This is a genomic window from Acinetobacter sp. ANC 4648 (assembly GCF_002135345.1).
Taxonomy (GTDB): Bacteria; Pseudomonadota; Gammaproteobacteria; order Pseudomonadales; family Moraxellaceae; genus Acinetobacter.
Window position 1 is genome coordinate 288739 of the sequence record NZ_NEGI01000003.1, and the last position, 17342, is coordinate 306080.

General features: G+C 37.0%; 23 protein-coding genes. 8 read left to right on the plus strand and 15 right to left on the minus strand.

Annotated features, from left to right (window positions below; all coding sequences use genetic code 11):
- The 6 genes from B9T27_RS07460 to B9T27_RS07485 form a co-directional block, all read right to left on the minus strand.
- Positions 1-1005, minus strand: coding sequence for a quinone-dependent dihydroorotate dehydrogenase (locus B9T27_RS07460; RefSeq protein ID WP_086206207.1), 1005 nt, complete (start codon positions 1003-1005; stop codon positions 1-3).
- 90 nt (positions 1006-1095) lie between these two features.
- Positions 1096-1575 carry a type II secretion system protein GspM gene (gspM, locus tag B9T27_RS07465; protein ID WP_171263354.1) on the minus strand — a complete coding sequence of 160 codons (480 nt, stop codon included), beginning with the start codon at positions 1573-1575 and terminating at the stop codon, positions 1096-1098.
- Positions 1575-2717, minus strand: coding sequence for a type II secretion system protein GspL (gspL, locus tag B9T27_RS07470; protein WP_086206209.1), 1143 nt, complete (start codon positions 2715-2717; stop codon positions 1575-1577). Before gspL ends, gspM begins: the two co-directional genes overlap by 1 nt.
- Before the next feature lie 39 nt (positions 2718-2756).
- Complete coding sequence (locus B9T27_RS07475) at positions 2757-3212, minus strand: SixA phosphatase family protein (RefSeq protein ID WP_086206210.1); 456 nt, start codon at positions 3210-3212, stop codon at positions 2757-2759.
- Between the two features lie 133 nt (positions 3213-3345).
- Positions 3346-4419: an NAD(P)H-dependent glycerol-3-phosphate dehydrogenase gene (locus B9T27_RS07480; RefSeq protein ID WP_086206211.1), complete on the minus strand. Its 1074-nt coding sequence runs from the start codon at positions 4417-4419 to the stop codon at positions 3346-3348.
- 47 nt (positions 4420-4466) lie between these two features.
- Positions 4467-5051, minus strand: coding sequence for a nitroreductase family protein (locus B9T27_RS07485; RefSeq protein ID WP_086206212.1), 585 nt, complete (start codon positions 5049-5051; stop codon positions 4467-4469).
- A 210-nt stretch (positions 5052-5261) separates the two neighbouring features.
- Here B9T27_RS07485 and B9T27_RS07490 point away from each other — a divergent pair, with 210 nt between their 5' ends.
- Positions 5262-5645 (plus strand): hypothetical protein, encoded by a 384-nt coding sequence (locus B9T27_RS07490; protein WP_086206213.1) that lies wholly within the window; start codon positions 5262-5264, stop codon positions 5643-5645.
- Between the two features lie 73 nt (positions 5646-5718).
- Here B9T27_RS07490 and rhlB read toward each other — a convergent pair whose 3' ends face one another.
- Together rhlB and B9T27_RS07500 are read right to left on the minus strand one after the other, a co-directional pair.
- Positions 5719-6870, minus strand: coding sequence for an ATP-dependent RNA helicase RhlB (gene rhlB, locus B9T27_RS07495; protein ID WP_086206214.1), 1152 nt, complete (start codon positions 6868-6870; stop codon positions 5719-5721).
- Between the two features lie 103 nt (positions 6871-6973).
- The gene (locus tag B9T27_RS07500) at positions 6974-7186 is read right to left on the minus strand and encodes a cold-shock protein (protein WP_086203340.1); all 213 of its coding nucleotides are present in this window, start codon (positions 7184-7186) and stop codon (positions 6974-6976) included.
- Positions 7187-7577: 391 nt separating this feature from the next.
- Between B9T27_RS07500 and B9T27_RS07505 the strand changes: the two genes are divergently transcribed.
- From B9T27_RS07505 to B9T27_RS07525, 5 genes are all read left to right on the plus strand, one after another.
- Complete coding sequence (locus tag B9T27_RS07505) at positions 7578-7802, plus strand: sulfurtransferase TusA family protein (protein WP_086206215.1); 225 nt, start codon at positions 7578-7580, stop codon at positions 7800-7802.
- 137 nt (positions 7803-7939) lie between these two features.
- Positions 7940-8809 (plus strand): RNA polymerase sigma factor RpoH, encoded by an 870-nt coding sequence (rpoH, locus tag B9T27_RS07510; protein WP_086206216.1) that lies wholly within the window; start codon positions 7940-7942, stop codon positions 8807-8809.
- A 198-nt stretch (positions 8810-9007) separates the two neighbouring features.
- Positions 9008-9373, plus strand: coding sequence for a DUF423 domain-containing protein (locus B9T27_RS07515; RefSeq protein ID WP_086206217.1), 366 nt, complete (start codon positions 9008-9010; stop codon positions 9371-9373).
- Positions 9374-9394: 21 nt separating this feature from the next.
- Complete coding sequence (thiS, locus tag B9T27_RS07520; RefSeq protein ID WP_086206218.1) at positions 9395-9592, plus strand: sulfur carrier protein ThiS; 198 nt, start codon at positions 9395-9397, stop codon at positions 9590-9592.
- A gap of 14 nt (positions 9593-9606) precedes the next feature.
- Positions 9607-10392: a thiazole synthase gene (locus B9T27_RS07525; protein WP_086206219.1), complete on the plus strand. Its 786-nt coding sequence runs from the start codon at positions 9607-9609 to the stop codon at positions 10390-10392.
- A 99-nt stretch (positions 10393-10491) separates the two neighbouring features.
- Here the strand turns inward: B9T27_RS07525 and B9T27_RS07530 are convergent, their stop codons facing one another.
- The 3 genes from B9T27_RS07530 to B9T27_RS07540 all read right to left on the minus strand — a co-directional run bounded on the left by B9T27_RS07530 (position 10492) and on the right by B9T27_RS07540 (position 12203).
- On the minus strand, positions 10492-10809 hold the full coding sequence (locus B9T27_RS07530; RefSeq protein ID WP_086206220.1) for a putative quinol monooxygenase: 318 nt from the start codon (positions 10807-10809) through the stop codon (positions 10492-10494).
- Positions 10810-10811: 2 nt separating this feature from the next.
- A complete protein-coding gene (locus tag B9T27_RS07535; protein WP_086206221.1) occupies positions 10812-11405 on the minus strand; it encodes an NAD(P)H-dependent oxidoreductase in 594 nt (197 codons plus the stop codon).
- A gap of 186 nt (positions 11406-11591) precedes the next feature.
- Positions 11592-12203, minus strand: a complete 612-nt coding sequence (locus B9T27_RS07540; RefSeq protein ID WP_086206222.1) for a glutathione S-transferase family protein — start codon at positions 12201-12203, stop codon at positions 11592-11594.
- 469 nt (positions 12204-12672) lie between these two features.
- Between B9T27_RS07540 and B9T27_RS07545 the strand changes: the two genes are divergently transcribed.
- Together B9T27_RS07545 and trmB are read left to right on the plus strand one after the other, a co-directional pair.
- The gene (locus B9T27_RS07545) at positions 12673-13377 is read left to right on the plus strand and encodes a response regulator (protein ID WP_086206223.1); all 705 of its coding nucleotides are present in this window, start codon (positions 12673-12675) and stop codon (positions 13375-13377) included.
- Positions 13378-13581: 204 nt separating this feature from the next.
- Positions 13582-14298, plus strand: a complete 717-nt coding sequence (gene trmB / locus B9T27_RS07550; protein WP_086206224.1) for a tRNA (guanosine(46)-N7)-methyltransferase TrmB — start codon at positions 13582-13584, stop codon at positions 14296-14298.
- 66 nt (positions 14299-14364) lie between these two features.
- Here the strand turns inward: trmB and B9T27_RS15125 are convergent, their stop codons facing one another.
- The 4 genes from B9T27_RS15125 to B9T27_RS07565 all read right to left on the minus strand — a co-directional run bounded on the left by B9T27_RS15125 (position 14365) and on the right by B9T27_RS07565 (position 17246).
- The gene (locus tag B9T27_RS15125; protein WP_265733416.1) at positions 14365-14496 is read right to left on the minus strand and encodes a fatty acid desaturase; all 132 of its coding nucleotides are present in this window, start codon (positions 14494-14496) and stop codon (positions 14365-14367) included.
- Positions 14493-15152, minus strand: a complete 660-nt coding sequence (locus B9T27_RS07555) for a fatty acid desaturase (protein ID WP_265733417.1) — start codon at positions 15150-15152, stop codon at positions 14493-14495. Before B9T27_RS07555 ends, B9T27_RS15125 begins: the two co-directional genes overlap by 4 nt.
- Positions 15153-15352: 200 nt before the next feature.
- Positions 15353-16132 (minus strand): Rossmann-like and DUF2520 domain-containing protein, encoded by a 780-nt coding sequence (locus tag B9T27_RS07560; protein WP_086206225.1) that lies wholly within the window; start codon positions 16130-16132, stop codon positions 15353-15355.
- A gap of 85 nt (positions 16133-16217) precedes the next feature.
- Positions 16218-17246, minus strand: coding sequence for a hypothetical protein (locus B9T27_RS07565; protein ID WP_086206226.1), 1029 nt, complete (start codon positions 17244-17246; stop codon positions 16218-16220).
- Positions 17247-17342 lie beyond the last annotated feature (96 nt).

The window sequence follows — 17342 nt, forward strand, 5'->3', positions numbered from 1 at the left end:
TTAAGTCATAGCATGCACACAATCTTTAATCAGGCTTGGGCCTGTATAAATCATGCCGCTATAAATTTGCACTAAACTTGCACCTGCTTGCTGTTTAGCAGCAGCTTGCTCGCCAGTTAAAACCCCACCAACACCGACTAAAGGAACTTGATCTTTAAGTAATTGAGCAAATGCAGCCAAACATGCTGTACTTTTTTCAAATACTGGCGCACCAGACAAACCACCAGCTTCATCGCAAAAGGGGAATCCTTCAACCCCTTCACGAGACAAAGTTGTATTGGTTACAATCAAACCATCAATTTTAAATTCAAGTAATTGAGATGCAATAAATTCAATATCTAGTTGCGTTAAATCTGGCGCAACTTTAAGTACCAAAGGCACATAATGCTGATGTTCTTCAGCCAATTCTAATTGACGTTTTTTCAATGTTGCTAGCAATTCTGTTAATGCATCACCACTTTGTAAACTGCGTAAATTTTTAGTGTTTGGAGATGAGATGTTAACCGTAATATACGATGCGTAATTATAAACTTTTTCAAGGCAAATTAAATAATCAGCCACTGCATCTTCAACTGCAGTATCTGCATTTTTACCAATATTAATCCCTAAAATACCTTTGAACTTCGCAGCTTTTACATTTTCAATCAGCTGATCCACGCCATCATTATTAAAACCCATACGATTAATAATCGCTTTGGCTTGAGGAATACGGAATAAACGCGGTTTAGGATTCCCAGCTTGAGGACGAGGTGTAATTGTACCAATTTCAATAAAGCCAAAACCTAAACTAGCTAAAGCATCGATATAAGCACCATTTTTATCCAATCCCGCAGCTAAACCCACAGGATTTGGAAATTCAATGCCCATACACGTGACAGGCTTCGCTTCCACAACTTGACGCATTACACCCAGCTTATGGGAAGATTTAAGTAATGATAATGTCAATTCATGTGCACGCTCTGGTGCCAAAGAAAACAACAAAGGGCGAGCAAGTGCATACAACATATCTATAAAAGTCTACAGCTTTTTAAGTTGCCTTATTATAGGCACAGCCCCATTAAAACACCATGCCTGACCGATGTTTATTTTCATCAACTACTGTACTGTCGCTGTTAATTTAATCTGACTATCTACTTTGATCAGCTCTAATTTTTCAACACTCATGCCCATTTGTGCCAATTGCGTTAAAAAGTTCGCCAGAATAGCGTAGTTTTCATGCTGCGCTACAATCTGCATTTGCTCACCCACTTGCTGTGATGCAACCGACAAACCTTGTTGCTGGGCAACACGCTGAATTTTTTCCGGCATTGTTAGCGCTAAATTATCAACTGGTTTCATCGTAACAACATTACTCTGCATCCAGACCACAAGGTCTTTAAGCTCATTGACTCGTTGTTGCTGTTTTTCTGCTGCTGCATGCATATACCACAACGCTGAACCCAACAAAGCAACCACAACAAATACGCACGTAAAAATTACCAAAATACGCTCACGTACTGACATTTTTTCTAAATTTTCAAAAATACGCTCTGACCAGAGATCAAGACTATTCCGCATCGTTGCTATTGTTTTCATTATTGTATTTTCACCAAACCTACTACAGATGCACCTTGCGTTTGTACACTCCCCAATTCAGCTTTAAACCCTTGCTGATTCAGTTGTTGCACCAAGGTATTTAGACCTTCCGTCGAATTTGCGACCAAATCCATATTTAAAATAGCCGTATCATAATTAATCCGGTTCGCAACAATTTGATGTTGCATTAAAATTGGCCCAACTCGGCTCAAGAGCTGCAAGGCTTGTGTATTGCCATTTTGACTCGCTCTTAAATTACCTTCAAAAGAATTTCGAAGATTTTGCTCTGTCACACGCCCAGCATTGCCAAACCATGCTTTATATTGATCAATTGCAATCATCGCAGTTTGATCTGCCAACTTCTTAAGTTTCACCCAACGCAAAGCATCATAACTAAACTGCGCAACCAATAATGCCAACACTAAAACAGCACACGCCTTCCAATAACCAGAGATGGCAGACTGTTCCTGCTTAGCTTTAGGCAACACATTATAAGGATGATTTTTAGGCTTAGAAATCCCAACAAACTCATAGTTAAAACCTTCACGAGCATCTGATGTACTTACTGCAAATAAACTTTCTACTTGCTCATCACTTAAATTACTATACTTATAATATGTACCTTTTTGAGCAAACTCTAAATACAAAGCCAAATCATCAATAGAGTTACCTAAGAATTCATTCTTCCGTACCAACAGACGTCCATTCACATTTGCTAATATGATTTCATTTTCCGCAGGCACTGGTAAAATTACAAAATCAGGCAACAAAGCAATTACTTTAACGGGAATCAATGCCAGAGAATGCTGTAATGTCAACACGGTATTCTGTGCAACGCCTAAAATCGAAACCCGATCTGGTTGCTGGAAATGTGAAAAAACTTTCATATGATCAATAGGCTGAATCACATACTCTTCAAGTAAATATTTGACTCCATCCACACCCAATTGCTTATATTGTGCTTTACTCAAGTGTTGCTGAATAATTTGCACATCACGGCTAGGGAAAAAAACAACAGCTTCTTCACTTTTTTCTAATCTAATCTCTTGTATCAACTGCTCCAGACTCTGCGTCTGATTCCAGTTTTCCCCACGAGACCATTGCCAAACCCCATTGGCTTCAGGCATCCATAAGTACAACATTTATCGTTTTCTGCCGTTTAATTAATTTTATATAAAGCGTTATGCGATTGGAATAAAGGCTTTACGTTGTGTTGACAAACCATTAGCAATGACTGTTTGCTCATATATTCGAGCTTCAGCCAAAGCAAAAGGATTGAAATGATCGTGCGTCAATTGCTCTGCAATATGTGCAACCACATTCATATGACATACCACTGTAATTTTTTCAAATGGAAGCTGTGACAACCACTCTATCGCAGTCTTTGCATCATCATCTGGCTTGATATTATCACAAATTAAAACAGGCACATCATTAAAATAGATTTGAAGATGTGCCAAAGTTTCCTGCGCGCGTAACAATGTGCTCACCACAAAAATATCGGGTGTACCTTGATCTTTTAAAAATGTTGCTGTTTGTGCTGCCTGTAAATGACCTCGTTGCGTTAAAGGTCTTTTATCATCATTTCCATTCACTGGCAGAGCTGCCTCCCCGTGCCGTACCAAAGTCAGTTGCATTGACAATCCTTATTCTGCTTTAAACCTAGTATACCCAAACTTTATGACATTTCAGTCAAATCATCTTTACTACTACAGTATGATAATGGATATACCTTCCTTAGTTAACTTCATACTACATTTATGACCATCATCAAACTTGATGGTGTGGAAGTACAAATTCTACATCACTACGGTGCCCACTTTTCATCAGAGATACCGCAATATTTAATGGCGGTGCGCCTTCAAAAATGACTTCATATAATGCTGTGGTAATTGGCATATAAACATCCAACTCTTTCGCACGCGCATTGACCTGTACAATGGTATTAATCCCTTCGGCAGTCTGCCCTAATTCTTTGGTCGCTTGTTCTAAAGTTTTCCCAGAGCCTAAAGCAAAACCTACTTGGTAATTTCGACTGAGCGGACTATTACAGGTGGCAAATAAATCCCCCACCCCAGACAAACCTAAAAACGTGAGCGGATTAGCCCCCAACTTCACCGCAAAACGGCTCATTTCTGCCAAAGCACGGGTTAAAATCATGCTTTTAGTATTTTCACCAACTTTATAAGCAGCTGCCATTCCCATTGCTACAGCATAAATATTCTTGAGCGCACCACCCAACTCCACACCATGCACATCATCACTTCCAAACACACGAAATAATGCACTATGTAAGGCTTGTTGTACTGCATAGCGAACCAATTCTGAATTACTCGCAATTACAGTACCCGCGGGCATTCCCGCCATAATTTCTTTCGCAAGGTTCGGCCCAGAAAGCACACCGTAAGGGACCTCAGGCAACTCTTCACGAATAATATCACTCATAAAACTAAAGGTTTGTGCTTCAACCCCTTTAGTCAGTGAAACAATGGCTTGAGCACTAATAAATGGCTTAATCTGGCGTAATACATCTCGGAATGAATGGCTTGGAATCGCCACAAGAATAATATCCCGATTACATACTGCTGTTTCTAAATTTGATTCTGCACGTAATGAAGCCTCTAGTGTATAGTCCGGCAAATAACGCCGATTGATATGCGTCGCATTCATTTCTCTGGCAATCGCTTCATCACGAATCCAAATGATCGTATCACAACCATTTCGGGCAGCTATATTCGCCATAGCAGTTCCAAAACTCCCCCCACCCAATATGGTCACACGCAAAGCTTTTTTCTGATCAATAACTACAGGTTTTATTAGATCTGAAAATTTTAATTCCGACATTATTTTTATCCTAAATCACTCAATATACTTTTCAATTCAACACAATTCTACAATGAGTCACCTTGCCAAATACTGACATACGCTTGACTATCTATTGCAGAACGTGGCGCAATCGCTTTAACCGCTGTCCCCACATAGATAATAGCTGAAATTAAATCATGTTCATTTATACCTAAAGCTCTTTTTAAAAGCCCAGACTCCACCACAGCACCACTGCGCCACATTGTGGAAAAACCCTGCGCCTGCATCGACAATAAAAAGTTTTGAATTGCAGCCCCCGAACTTAAGGTTTGTTCGAAATACGGAACTTTCGGATGATCTTGAAATTGAGTAAGCGCTAAAACCAACAAAGGTGCACGGAACGGATGCTGTCTAACTCGATCAATTTGCACAATATCCATTTCACCCAAATCAGCGACAGCTTGTGCCAATAAGTCACCAAATACCGCTCTCTCCTTACCTGCAATCACAATAAAACGCGTGGGTTTTAAACGATGATGATCAGGTGCAGTCAAAGCTGCTTGAAAAGCTAACTCTAACTGTTCTGCAGTTGGTGCAGGCTCAACTAAATGTCCAATCGATTGACGATGATGAATATTGTCATGAACTACTTGCAGTGTTGAATCTATCATTGACGTTTAATCTATTAAAAACCCGATATCAAGCAAGCTTAGCATAATCTAAAAAAAATACGTCATATCGACTTAGTTTTACATCGATGAAATACTTAAAATCACAGCAATAGCGAGGATTGCTTCAATTTCTATACAACACTCCCTTAGTTTTTACGTAAAGCTATGCTCCAATGGTATGAATTATTTTATTTATTTCGGGGATAAACCATGAAAAATGGCTTAGCAATTAGCCTGACGGTGATCACAGCATTCACCCTAACCGCTTGCGCCACAACACCTACACGAAGTTTAGCTATTCAAAAAGACAATAATCAATACGAGGTTACAGGACTAGGGAAGAGCCAGATTATTGCTAAAAACAATGCCATTGCAGCAGCAAATAGTGCCTGTGGAAAAAAAGCAGCCCCTATTCTTATTAATGAAAAAACTGAATATCAGGGTGCTTTAAAAGGTGTTGTCGATGAGCAAACAGGACAATTGATTACCGCCGCAGCAGGGATTTTGGGTTCCGTACTAGGCAAAAATACAGCCATTGAAAAAGACACTGACTATCAGACCACCTTAACTTTCAGCTGTAAGACTGCTAGCTAAACAGATATAAAGTTAATAAAGTTAATAAAAAAACTCCCTCTTAAAAGAGGGAGTTTTTTTATTAACTAAAGAATTAACAATAGCCTTCTAAACGCGTCAATGGTAATTTCTGTCCAATTGCTTTTTCGATTTCAGGCAGATAAAACGCATCATCTTCAGATAAGAAACTAATACTCACCCCTTGCGAACCCGCACGACCAGTACGACCAATACGGTGAACATAATCATCAGACTGTTCAGGCAAGGTAAAGTTAATTACATGTGAAACACCATCCACATGAATACCACGACCCGCAACATCTGTTGCAATCATAATATTATGCTGACCATTCTTAAATTGATCTAGCATTTTCAAACGTTTATCTTGTGCAATTTCACCGGATAACATCACCACCTTATAACCATCTCTTTTCAAATGATCATAAAGCTTACGAACTTGATCACGACGATTAGCAAAGATCATGACTTTTTCGATTGGCTCATCACGCAAAATCTCTTGTAAAAGTTTATATTTATCTTGCTTCGCGACCATGTAAACCCGCTGTTCAACATCAGCATTGGTTTTCTTTTCTGGTTCAATCTCAACCGTTACTGGCTCACATAACCATTGCTGTGCTAAATTCAGCACATCATAACTAAATGTTGCAGAGAACATCAGCGTTTGACGCTGTTCTTTACGTGGTGAATAACGCACAATACGTTTTACTGACGGAATAAAGCCCATATCTAATAAGCGGTCAGCTTCATCAATCACTAAAAATTCGATTTGATCCAACCAAACTTCTTTTTGCTCTGTAAAATCAATTAGACGCCCTGGTGTAGCCACCAAGATATCCACAAAACCTTTATCGAGTTGTTTTCTCTGCTTATCGAAATCAACCCCACCAACCAAAGTCATCACATTAAGATTGGAGAATTTGGTTAAATCTTTTGCATCATTTTCAATCTGGATCGCAAGTTCACGTGTAGGTGCCAAAATAAGTGCACGAGGCTCACCACGGAATCGCTGCCCTTCAATTGGATTTTTGAGTAAATCATTAATAATACTAATTAAAAATGCAGCCGTCTTACCTGTACCTGTTTGCGCACGACCAATTGCATCATGACCAGCCAAAGTATATTTCAAAACTTTCTGCTGAATTGGGGTCATCTCTGTGAACCCTAAAGCATCAATCGCTTGACTTAATTGCGGATGTAAATTCAAGCTTTGGAAACCAGATGCCATAAATGCGTGCTCTAACTTAATAATATAAAAACAGGTCCATTATAAACAAAAACGCCCCAATAAGATATTAGGGCGTTTCTTTATTCAGTTCGAAAACCAAATATTAGTCTAAAGGCTGAACTTCTTCAGCTTGAAAACCTTTTTGACCTTGAACAACACTGAATTCAACGCGTTGGCCGTCACGAAGTGAACGGTGACCATCACCTTGAATAGCGCGGAAATGAACGAATACGTCATCGCCACCGCTACGTTGAATAAAGCCAAAACCTTTAGTATCGTTGAACCATTTAACAACGCCTTGTTCGCGAGCTGTCATAAGTTAATCCTCAGTATGATGAAAAAAGGACCACCCGGTGTTGCAAACAGCAGAGCAAACAAAGTTTAAAATATTTTTGTATTTCAAAGTTTGTAATCATTCTATAAAACTATTAACAAAATCCCGGTTACATCCATTAATAATCAGGGCCCTAAACTAAAAAATATTTAGTTATGAACTCTAATTACGCAAAGAGCTTAACATGGGTTTGTGACAATTAATAGAGTTTTTTTAGATAATTAGCGATAAAATTATGAATATAAATTATACAGTTCTAGTGTTATAAAACTTTAACCACTTTTGACTTAATTATTTTATAAAATCTTTTTGGAACAATGAGCTGAGTTTGATAAGATACGCGTTCTCAATTATCCTAAACCATAAGTAGGAAATGACTAAACCAATTTATATTGATGTGATGGGCAAACCATGCCCCATGCCGTTGTTAATGTTAAAACGTGAATTAAAAAAAGCGCAACCTCAGCAGGTATTTATCTTAAAATCATCTGATCCGCATAGTGAAACCGACTTACTGCGATACTGTCAAATACATCACATCAAGTGTCAATTCATTAAAGTATCTGAGTCTGAGTTTCATTACATAATTGAATCTTAATTATTTTAATTGATTTTTTGGGTTACAAGCGTGTATAAAAATTTACATTTCTATACCCAATTTTCCTTACTTATGGATGTTATTCGAATTAAGATGAATACATTGCTCATACAACGAAATTCCGATGAGGAGAACTCATGAGTGACAGCAGCAAGCAATTGATGCCCCTGTCCTTATCTGCGCCAGGCGTAAATCTTGGGGCGTATATTAGCACCGTAAATCAGATACCTATTTTGACAGCTGAACAAGAAAAAGAGTTGGCTGATCGTTATTATTATGATCAAGATTTAGATGCTGCAAAAATGTTAGTGATGTCTCATTTACGTTTTGTAGTCCATATTGCGCGTAGTTATGCAGGTTATGGTCTACCGCAAGGTGACCTTATTCAGGAAGGCAACCTCGGCTTAATGAAAGCGGTGAAGCGATTTGATCCAAACATGGGGGTCAGATTAGTATCTTTCGCTGTGCACTGGATTAAAGCTGAAATTCATGAATACGTAATCCGTAACTGGCGTATTGTGAAAATCGCGACCACCAAAGCACAACGTAAACTGTTTTTTAATTTACGTAGTTTAAAAAAATCAAGTAAAAAACTCACACTTGCAGAAGCACAATCAATTGCCAATGACTTGAATGTAACTGCAGAGCAAGTTTTAGAAATGGAAGGTCGTTTAACGGCTTATGATGCCGCTTTCGAAGCTCAAGGTGATGATGACGATGAAGGCTCAACCCATGTTGCTCCTGCACTTTATCTAGAAGATAATCGTTATGACCCAGCTCGACTAGCTGAAGAAGACGATTACGAACAACAAAGCACTTCTGCACTTCACGATGCAATGGGTCAGTTAGATGATCGCTCTCGTAATATTTTGCAACGTCGTTGGTTAGATGATGATAAATCTACCCTACATGAATTAGCTGCTGAATATAATGTTTCTGCTGAGCGTATTCGTCAGTTAGAAAAAAATGCCATGGAAAAAATTAAAGTTGCCATGTCATCTAATTAATTCATAACTTCAACTCACCCTATAAGAATGCTGTCTGATTGAGCAATCAATAAGGCAGCGATTTTTTGTATTATTCATTCACTTCTTTTTTGCATTTTACACTTAGCTTTTCCATCAACAACAGATCATTTTTGCCTTTTTTCAAGCCTCAAAACTATGTTAAGGTTATGCCCATATTTATTCAGGCGTATCTTGCTTATGTGGATTGCAATCGCTGCACTCAATTTAGCATTGGCTGTCATTTTAGGCGCTTTTGGCGCACATGGTTTAAAAAATCGTGCCAGTATTGAGCAACTCACTTGGTGGCATACTGCAACTGAATATTTCTTCTACCATGCGATTGGACTACTCGCATTAGGTATTATCACCAAAGTCATTCCTCAGCTTCCGATTAAAATAAGTTTTAGCTTATTCCAACTTGGAATTATTATATTCTGTGGTTCTTTGTATTTGATGAGTCTAGGTGCTCCTCGAGTTTTTGGTGCAATTACACCTATCGGCGGAACCCTAATGATTCTTGGCTGGTTAGTTCTCGCTTGGAATGCTTTTAAATACGCAAAATAATTTGTTATACACGGAATTTACATGCAGATTTATCTAAATGGTCAACCACAAGAAACCTCTTGCCAAAATCTAATGCAATTGATTCAACAACTTTCCCTAGAAGGGAAACGTTATGCTGTAGAAATGAACGAAATGATCATTGCCAAAAGTAAACTTGAAAATACCCCAATTTCTGAAAAAGATCGTATTGAAATTATTCACGCTGTCGGTGGCGGCTAATCTGGAGTTTCCGCATGGAAGACACCCCTCTTATTATTGGTTCTCGATCATTTAAATCACGTTTACTGGTTGGAACAGGCAAATATAAAGACCTTAATGAAACGGATGCAGCAATTCAAGCCAGTGGCGCTGAAATTGTGACAGTGGCTATTCGTCGTGTAAATATTGGGCAACATCCTGATCAACCGAATCTACTCTCCGTAATTCCCCCTGAAAAATATACGATACTACCCAATACAGCAGGCTGCTTTGATGCCAATAGTGCTGTACGCACTTGTATGCTTGCTCGCGAACTTTTAGATGGTCACAACTTGGTCAAACTTGAAGTGCTCGGCGATGAAAAAACACTTTATCCTAATGTTATTGATACACTCAAAGCTGCTCGTACACTGATTGATGATGGTTTTGAAGTGATGGTTTACACTTCAGATGATCCAATTATCGCTCAAGAGCTAGAAAGTATGGGGTGTGTAGCAATTATGCCATTGGGCAGCTTAATTGGCTCGGGTCTTGGAATTTTAAATCCACACACTCTTTCTATTATAAAAGAGAATGCCAAAGTACCAATATTGGTTGATGCAGGTGTTGGTACAGCAAGTGATGCAGCGATTGCCATGGAATTAGGTTGTGATGGTGTACTCATGAACACCGCAATTGCTGCTGCTCAGTACCCAGTTTTAATGGCATCTGCCATGAAAAAAGCAGTTGAAGCAGGCCGTGAAGCGTATTTAGCCGGTCGTATGCCACGTAAACGTATGGCCAATGCAAGCTCACCTGAAACAGGTTATTTCTTTACATAACCCTTTAAATTTAAAGTATTTTTAAGATTATTAATCTTAAAAAAAATAAAGCCAGCCATAATGCTGGCTTTATTTTACTCTTGTAATAGAGAACTTTAATCAGTTTCTAATGCCCTGCTCTAAAATTCGAATTTTGACATTCGAGACCTTATCTTTAACTGCTTTTTGATGAGCACACATATGTATCGTTTGCATGTGTGCTTCTAGATGCTGAATTGTTTCCCATTTTTCATACATCACAATAGAATAAGGTACTTTAGTTTGCATGCTAGACTCGATCTGACTGTCTACATACAGCTCATAACCACAACACCCCGATTCCTGTAAAACAATCGGAATCAGTTGCTCAAAAGACTGTAAAACTATTTGAAAGTCTTGTTCTGAATTCATCAAAATTTCGGCAATAATGGTAAGCATTATTATGATCCTTGTTCAGCAAAAATGCTGAGTAAGTGCTCACGATATTCAGCTCTATACAGCACAACATCAGGGGCTTTGATGACATCATTCACAATAAATGTCTCTAAGCTTTGCATGCCTAAAAATTGATTGGCTTTATGAAAAGGTAAATACACACCATCTACACCAACGCCATTAAAAAATTGATCCTTATCCGTAAACGCATCCATAGGTGCATTCCAAGTCAGCGATAACATGTATGTTTTATCGTGAATTAAACCACCTGTACCATATTTTTTTGTCGCATCTGTACGTGATCGCCCATCACTCGCATACAGTGTCCCATGCCCTTCTGTAAAAATATCATCAATATATTTTTTAACAGTCCAAGGCGCACCCATCCACCAGCCTGGCATTTGGTAGATTACAGTATCCGCCCATACATATTTTTGTATTTCTTCATGAATATCATAATCACTATCCGCACGGCTGATTTTGACCTCATGTCCAAGCTCTTGCAATACATCACTGGCCAGTTCGGTCAAACTGTCATTTAACACACCTTTTGAGTGTGCAAATTGTTTAGCACCATTGATAATAAGAATGTTACTCATGATTTGACCTCGAATTATTGAACCTGAAGCAATATAATGAGAATTACTCTTGAGAAAAAGTCAAAAAAATGCAAAACATTATTGCTAAATAATCAATAATAATTATCAATGACATCAAATCCTAACTATTTGCTGCAATAAAAATAGCTTCTCGAAAGAAGCTATTTTTATTGCAGCAAATAAGATTTAAGGAATTAAACCTTCATCGCGCATCGCAATTTGTACAGACTGACGACCTGCTACTTTATTCCGTAATGCAATAACATTTGTAAAAGGTGTTAAATCATGATGAATTCCATTAGACCAATTGGTCAGGACAAATAAATATGCATCAGCAGGACCAAAGTGATCATTTACCAAATAGTCATAGTCTGACTCCTGTAAATAATCATCCGTATATTTTAAAATTTTATTAATTGTTGTGTAACCACGTTCTTTTTCTTCTGTAGACAAAGCTGGCCCAAAAAAGACAGCATAGGCATCATGTAATTCTGAATTCAAATATCCCAACCATTCCAATACTTTGGCACGGCCTAAGCCTGAGGGTGGAATTAAATCTTGCTTAGGATCATGCTGCGCAAGAAATGGTAGAATGGCCACATTTTCGGTCAACATTAAACCCGGATTAATTTCCAAAGCAGGTACATAACCTTTCGGATTAATTGTGTAGTAGTCTGTACCTTTTTCTGTTTTATGTGTTTTTAAATCAACGCGTTCCAAGTCAAAATCGACATTAATTTCATTTAAAATAATATGTGCGGCAAGTGAACATGCACCTGGAGAATAATATAATTTCATAATTGATCCTTGTTATTTAACTCTTAATGTTTTAGAACGCTTCTGGGAATCTTGCAAGGGTTGAACCGATTAAATTGCAAGAAAGCGTAAAAATTTAACACTTCAAATATTCAGGAAAAGCTTCTCTTTTTCAAGTTAAATTCGTTTCTATCTAAATAATAAAAACAATTGGATTTTACTATTGCTACAATTCTAAATAACTGCATAAATACCCGCAGTATTTTTACAAAAGGATGTCATAAGACAAACATTATGAATTTAAAAAAACGGATATATGCTCAGTAAACTCTACAACCCTATGACCGTGGGCTTTATATCAAACAAATCAAAATTTTGTGACTAAATTTTAATAAAGTAAGCGAGTAGAACATCATATTTTCTATTTTATAGAATTATAAATGTCTAACATGTATCCAAAATTAGATTAATATGGCAAATTATAAATCACCTAAATATCAATAACATTTATATGATACATAACGAATTAAAATTACCAATCCCTGTCATTATTGTAGAAGATGAACCTCTTATTCAAATCAGACTTAAACAAATTTTATTTGATATTGGTTATAAACCTGAGCACTTATACTTTGCACAAACCAAAGCATTAGCAAACAAATTACTCTCCGAACATTCGGTATCTTTTGCATTAGTCGACTTAGGACTACCTGATGGAAATGGTATAGAAGTGATAGAGACTTTAAAACGCCATGACCCAACGATCGCTATATTAGTAATTTCTGCATGGAGCACTGAAGATTCTATTTTAAATGCATTGGCCGCAGGTGCGACAGGTTACATTTTAAAAGAACGAGATGATATTGAAGTGGCATTATCCATCCGCAGTGTTTTACGTGGTGGAATACCGATTGACCCATTTATTGCACAAAAAATTCTAAAACAATTCCAATTTAATGAAAATACCCCTTCCATACCAAATAAAAATGAAATCAAACTACAACATGAAAATGACTTACTCTCCGGAAGAGAACATGAAGTTTTAACTTTAGTTGCACAAGGATTAAGTAACAAAGAGATCGCACTACATATCAATCTTTCTCGCTATACAGTTGAATCACATATTAAAAATATTTATCGAAAACTTGCTGTATGTACCCGAACCAAGGCAATAGATACTGCAAGAAACTTAGGTTTTCTAGATAACAATGTTTAATTTTACTCGATAAATTTTCTTATTCTTTCAGAATCAAGACAGATCCTTCATTCATAAAATAAGCTTCAAAAATTTGAATTCTGCGAATAATCCTAAACCTTGTGTCTCAGTTGAATACATTCATTCTTAAACAGATAAAAAAGTTTGACTTGGATAGCTCAGGTCTTACAATACCACTTTTGAATTTTTACATTTGCCAAGGTTATGTCAAACGATCAATTAGATTCGCAAGTTGTAGAACTGGACAATTTGCAAGAGCACCGTGAAATTGTGACTTTTATGCGCCGTTCTTCTCCGCTAAACACGTCACAACGTACTGCGCTTGAACAACATCGTGATTTAATTTTGGAATATCCTGTCGGTGACTTACGCCAGCACTTTGAACATCCTGAGCGCCCACTGACCGTTGAAATCGGGTTTGGAATGGGCCGTTCACTGGTACTGATGGCAAAAGCTAATCCTGAGCGCAACTATGTCGGTATCGAAGTTCATGTTCCCGGTATTGCACAATGTGTCTATGAAGCTGGCATGGCTGGCGTAAAAAACTTACGTCTTTTAGATGCGGACGCAATTCAAGTACTTCGCGAAATGCCTGATAACAGTATTAATGCCATTCAATTATATTTTCCAGATCCTTGGCAAAAGAAACGTCATTTCAAGCGTCGTTTTGTCTCACATGACCGTATGCCATTGGTTGAACAAAAACTGGAAATGAGTGGTACATTTCACTCAGCAACAGATTGGGAACCCTATGCAGAATGGATGTTGGATATTTTAGATAATCGTCCAAATCTTGAGAATATGGCAGGAAAAGGCAATAGTTATCCTCGTCCAGACTGGCGTCCACAGACTAAATTCGAACGCCGCGGTTTAGAAGAAGGGCATAAAATTAATGACTTCTTGTTTAAAAAAATTAACTAGTTTTAATTTTTTTAAATCAAAAAACAGGGCTAATCACCCTGTTTTTTGATTTTCTAATTATAGCTTTTAAAATACGGCTCGAATTTCAACGCTTGGATCATACTCATCTAAACGCTTTGCCAAAACATGTAAATTACACGTCGGCACGGCAGGAAAAAGATGATGTTCAACGTGATAAAACATATTATACGTAATCACTCGCTTGAACTCATTACTACTGTTCGTGCCATATAAATATGATCCTCAGTATCATGATGTACCGTCCAAACTGCAAAAAATGCTGTCATACACTGACCAATGAGCATGGTAAATACATAATATTTCAGTAAGGTTACATCCAATATAGTAAATACGATGATAAGAACAATAATATTCGCCAACAACTCAGCACTCATCCATTTTTTCTGAATCACCGTCCCGACTTCAAAGGCTTTTTTATGCAACATCAATGGAAAAAATGGTCCAAATAAAAAAGCTTTCCACCATTCCATTTTGGCACTTTTCGCTTCAATATCTTCATCTTGCATGCAATGTTGATGATGCCTCAAATGGTTGATTTGTACGGCGTGCATCGAACCGAGCATCAATATACTAAGGATAAACATCACCCAATGTGTTTGCTGACGACCTATGCCTAAAGCGAAATGGAATGCATTATGAACCTGTCTTAACCCTGTCAAAAAGAACATAAATGAACAGAAAAGTGCAACGATATACCACTCATGGAAAGCACAAAAAAGTGAAACAATAAGCCAAGGTATAGAAAGTAATAATTCATTGATTACATCAGAGCGGTTTAGCTTAACTAAGTCTTTCCACTGAACCTCTTGCAATAAGTGTTTATGCTGATTCATTTTATTGATTATTCTTTTATTAACTTGAATCAAAATATAAGTTTTAGAATCCAGAGTTGCAAGTCTATTTTTTACGCATTACAACTCTTGGTATAGCTATATAATGTAATAAATCCCCACTTAAGTTCATAAATTACGTAAAACTTAAAATTCGGGGCATTTTGTAATTCAACACTCTATTTTTAATAACATATTCATACTTACTCAGATATATGTCTTTGTATAATCCCCTGACTCAATAGCTCATAGACCTGTTTTAAATCATCTCGCCCTGAACCTGACAACATTCGCTGATGCATATTTAAAATATTTACATCTTTTCTGACTGCTGGACCTGTCTGCATCAGGCTTGGATCACTTTGAGTGGCTTTAGTTGCTGTTTCGATGATGAGTGGATAAAGTAGGCTGAAATCCACCTTTTTAGCATCTACGATCTGTTTTGCCATGTCATAACAATAATTACTAAAGTTACATGCAAATACTGCAGCTAAATGTAAACTGAGACGTTGTTCAGATGAATATTGATATACCCGACTGCTTAGGCTATTTGCAAGTTCAGTTAAAATGGTTAAATCATCAGCTCCTGCTGCTTCTATAAATAAGGGCGTATTCGTCCAATTAATTTCTCGCTTCAAACTAAAGGTTTGCAAAGGATAAAATACACCTGATTTCTGATGATACTGCATTAATACATCTAAATTGGTACTACCAGATGTATGTACAATCAAGGTATTTTTTAAATAGGCTGATAGCTGTTCAATCACCACTGCAATCGCTTGATCACTTACAGCAATAATCATTAAATCAATCTGTTGATCAATCTGTTGATATTGATCAATTGCCTGAGCCTGTACTTTCTTAGCTAATAATTTTGCATGGACTAATTGTTGACTATAGATCTGTACTATTTCATGTTGAGCCAATAAAACAGTGGCTAAATGTGTTGCAACCCGCCCTGATCCAATAAAACTTATACGCATTTCGATAAACTAAATAAAATAATCTGCTACAGCATGCCAATAAAAAAAGGACGAAGCAATTCGTCCTTTGGTTTTACGATTAAAATTAATTAAATACGTTATTCAAATACACAATACGTTCTGCCGTCTTTTGATTAAAGCACTTGGTATATTGCATTTCATTATTTTGTTCATGCATTGCATCATCCCAATAACTATATTGTTTTTGATAGGTTTCCATTTCACTATCAGACATTCGTCCAACTTGTTTTTGTGAGATAACCTTACAATCAACATCACGCTTTTCAAACCATTCTGATTGATCTTGTTGCAATTGAGCTTTTTGCTCATCACTAAAACGATCCCAAGTCTGGTTTAAGCGCTCTACTTGTTTGGATTTTTCTGCATCAAGTTCTTTTTTACGAATATCCATTGCTTTTTGCGCAAGTTCAGTTTGTGCAGAATTTTCTTGTTGAGATTGTTGTTGTAGATCATTTGATCTTTTATTTTCTTTAACATAAGCTTCATATTGCACAGCTTTTACAACCACATAAACCACACCATCAATCACATCATTTTTTTGTTGCGCATTCAGGGTATAACCTTCTTTATCAGTCTTAATAACATCATATTTAAAACTTCCTTTTAACTGATCATTATCTAAAGTCAGCGTCATTTCACGACTATCTAAGTAGTCTTTTAGAGTAGAATGGCCTTGGTCTTCACCATCACAATATTCACAATCAGGGCCATATTCTACATACGCATTTTCTGCACGTTTCTGTAACCCTTTTGGAAATTGAACCACCAATTGGCTTTCGCATTCTAATTGTGTAGCTTGTTTTTGATCAGCCGTTACAGTCCGAACATTTTTGATTTCAAACTTTAAACCATCATTAATGGTCTTTAATAAAGCTTGGTCGGCATTATAGCTAGTCGACCTTAATTTTTTATCCACTTGTTTTAAATATTCATCTTTCAAATATTGTTGTAGCTTTTTCAAGTTATCCTGATTTGTACAACTCCATTCAGAAACTTCTGTTGGTTTGACATCTTCTTTTTTATGTTTAAAAAAATCACAACCTGACATCATTAATGTACTTGATAGTGCTGTAATCAATACTAACTTCTTCATTCTATAAAACCTTATTGTCTTTATATTATATATATTTAAAAAAATTACTTTTACAGCGCGATAGCATGCATAAAAAAACCTCGAAAATCGAGGTTT

Coding starts and splice junctions, on each gene's coding strand:
- B9T27_RS07475 (WP_086206210.1), bottom strand. CDS start 3,212: ATGCAACTGACTTTGGTACGGCACGGGGAGGCAGCTCTGCCAGTGAAT.
- B9T27_RS07530 (WP_086206220.1), bottom strand. CDS start 10,809: ATGCTTACCATTATTGCCGAAATTTTGATGAATTCAGAACAAGACTTT.
- B9T27_RS07535 (WP_086206221.1), bottom strand. CDS start 11,405: ATGAGTAACATTCTTATTATCAATGGTGCTAAACAATTTGCACACTCA.
- B9T27_RS07500 (WP_086203340.1), bottom strand. CDS start 7,186: ATGACAGCTCGCGAACAAGGCGTTGTTAAATGGTTCAACGATACTAAA.
- gspM (WP_171263354.1), bottom strand. CDS start 1,575: ATGAAAACAATAGCAACGATGCGGAATAGTCTTGATCTCTGGTCAGAG.
- rpoH (WP_086206216.1), top strand. CDS start 7,940: ATGAGTGACAGCAGCAAGCAATTGATGCCCCTGTCCTTATCTGCGCCA.
- B9T27_RS07480 (WP_086206211.1), bottom strand. CDS start 4,419: ATGTCGGAATTAAAATTTTCAGATCTAATAAAACCTGTAGTTATTGAT.
- B9T27_RS07560 (WP_086206225.1), bottom strand. CDS start 16,132: ATGCGTATAAGTTTTATTGGATCAGGGCGGGTTGCAACACATTTAGCC.
- B9T27_RS07525 (WP_086206219.1), top strand. CDS start 9,607: ATGGAAGACACCCCTCTTATTATTGGTTCTCGATCATTTAAATCACGT.
- B9T27_RS07490 (WP_086206213.1), top strand. CDS start 5,262: ATGAAAAATGGCTTAGCAATTAGCCTGACGGTGATCACAGCATTCACC.
- thiS (WP_086206218.1), top strand. CDS start 9,395: ATGCAGATTTATCTAAATGGTCAACCACAAGAAACCTCTTGCCAAAAT.
- B9T27_RS07515 (WP_086206217.1), top strand. CDS start 9,008: ATGTGGATTGCAATCGCTGCACTCAATTTAGCATTGGCTGTCATTTTA.
- B9T27_RS07505 (WP_086206215.1), top strand. CDS start 7,578: ATGACTAAACCAATTTATATTGATGTGATGGGCAAACCATGCCCCATG.
- B9T27_RS07545 (WP_086206223.1), top strand. CDS start 12,673: ATGATACATAACGAATTAAAATTACCAATCCCTGTCATTATTGTAGAA.
- rhlB (WP_086206214.1), bottom strand. CDS start 6,870: ATGGCATCTGGTTTCCAAAGCTTGAATTTACATCCGCAATTAAGTCAA.
- B9T27_RS07565 (WP_086206226.1), bottom strand. CDS start 17,246: ATGAAGAAGTTAGTATTGATTACAGCACTATCAAGTACATTAATGATG.
- gspL (WP_086206209.1), bottom strand. CDS start 2,717: ATGTTGTACTTATGGATGCCTGAAGCCAATGGGGTTTGGCAATGGTCT.
- B9T27_RS07540 (WP_086206222.1), bottom strand. CDS start 12,203: ATGAAATTATATTATTCTCCAGGTGCATGTTCACTTGCCGCACATATT.
- B9T27_RS07485 (WP_086206212.1), bottom strand. CDS start 5,051: ATGATAGATTCAACACTGCAAGTAGTTCATGACAATATTCATCATCGT.
- B9T27_RS07555 (WP_265733417.1), bottom strand. CDS start 15,152: ATGAATCAGCATAAACACTTATTGCAAGAGGTTCAGTGGAAAGACTTA.
- trmB (WP_086206224.1), top strand. CDS start 13,582: ATGTCAAACGATCAATTAGATTCGCAAGTTGTAGAACTGGACAATTTG.
- B9T27_RS07460 (WP_086206207.1), bottom strand. CDS start 1,005: ATGTTGTATGCACTTGCTCGCCCTTTGTTGTTTTCTTTGGCACCAGAG.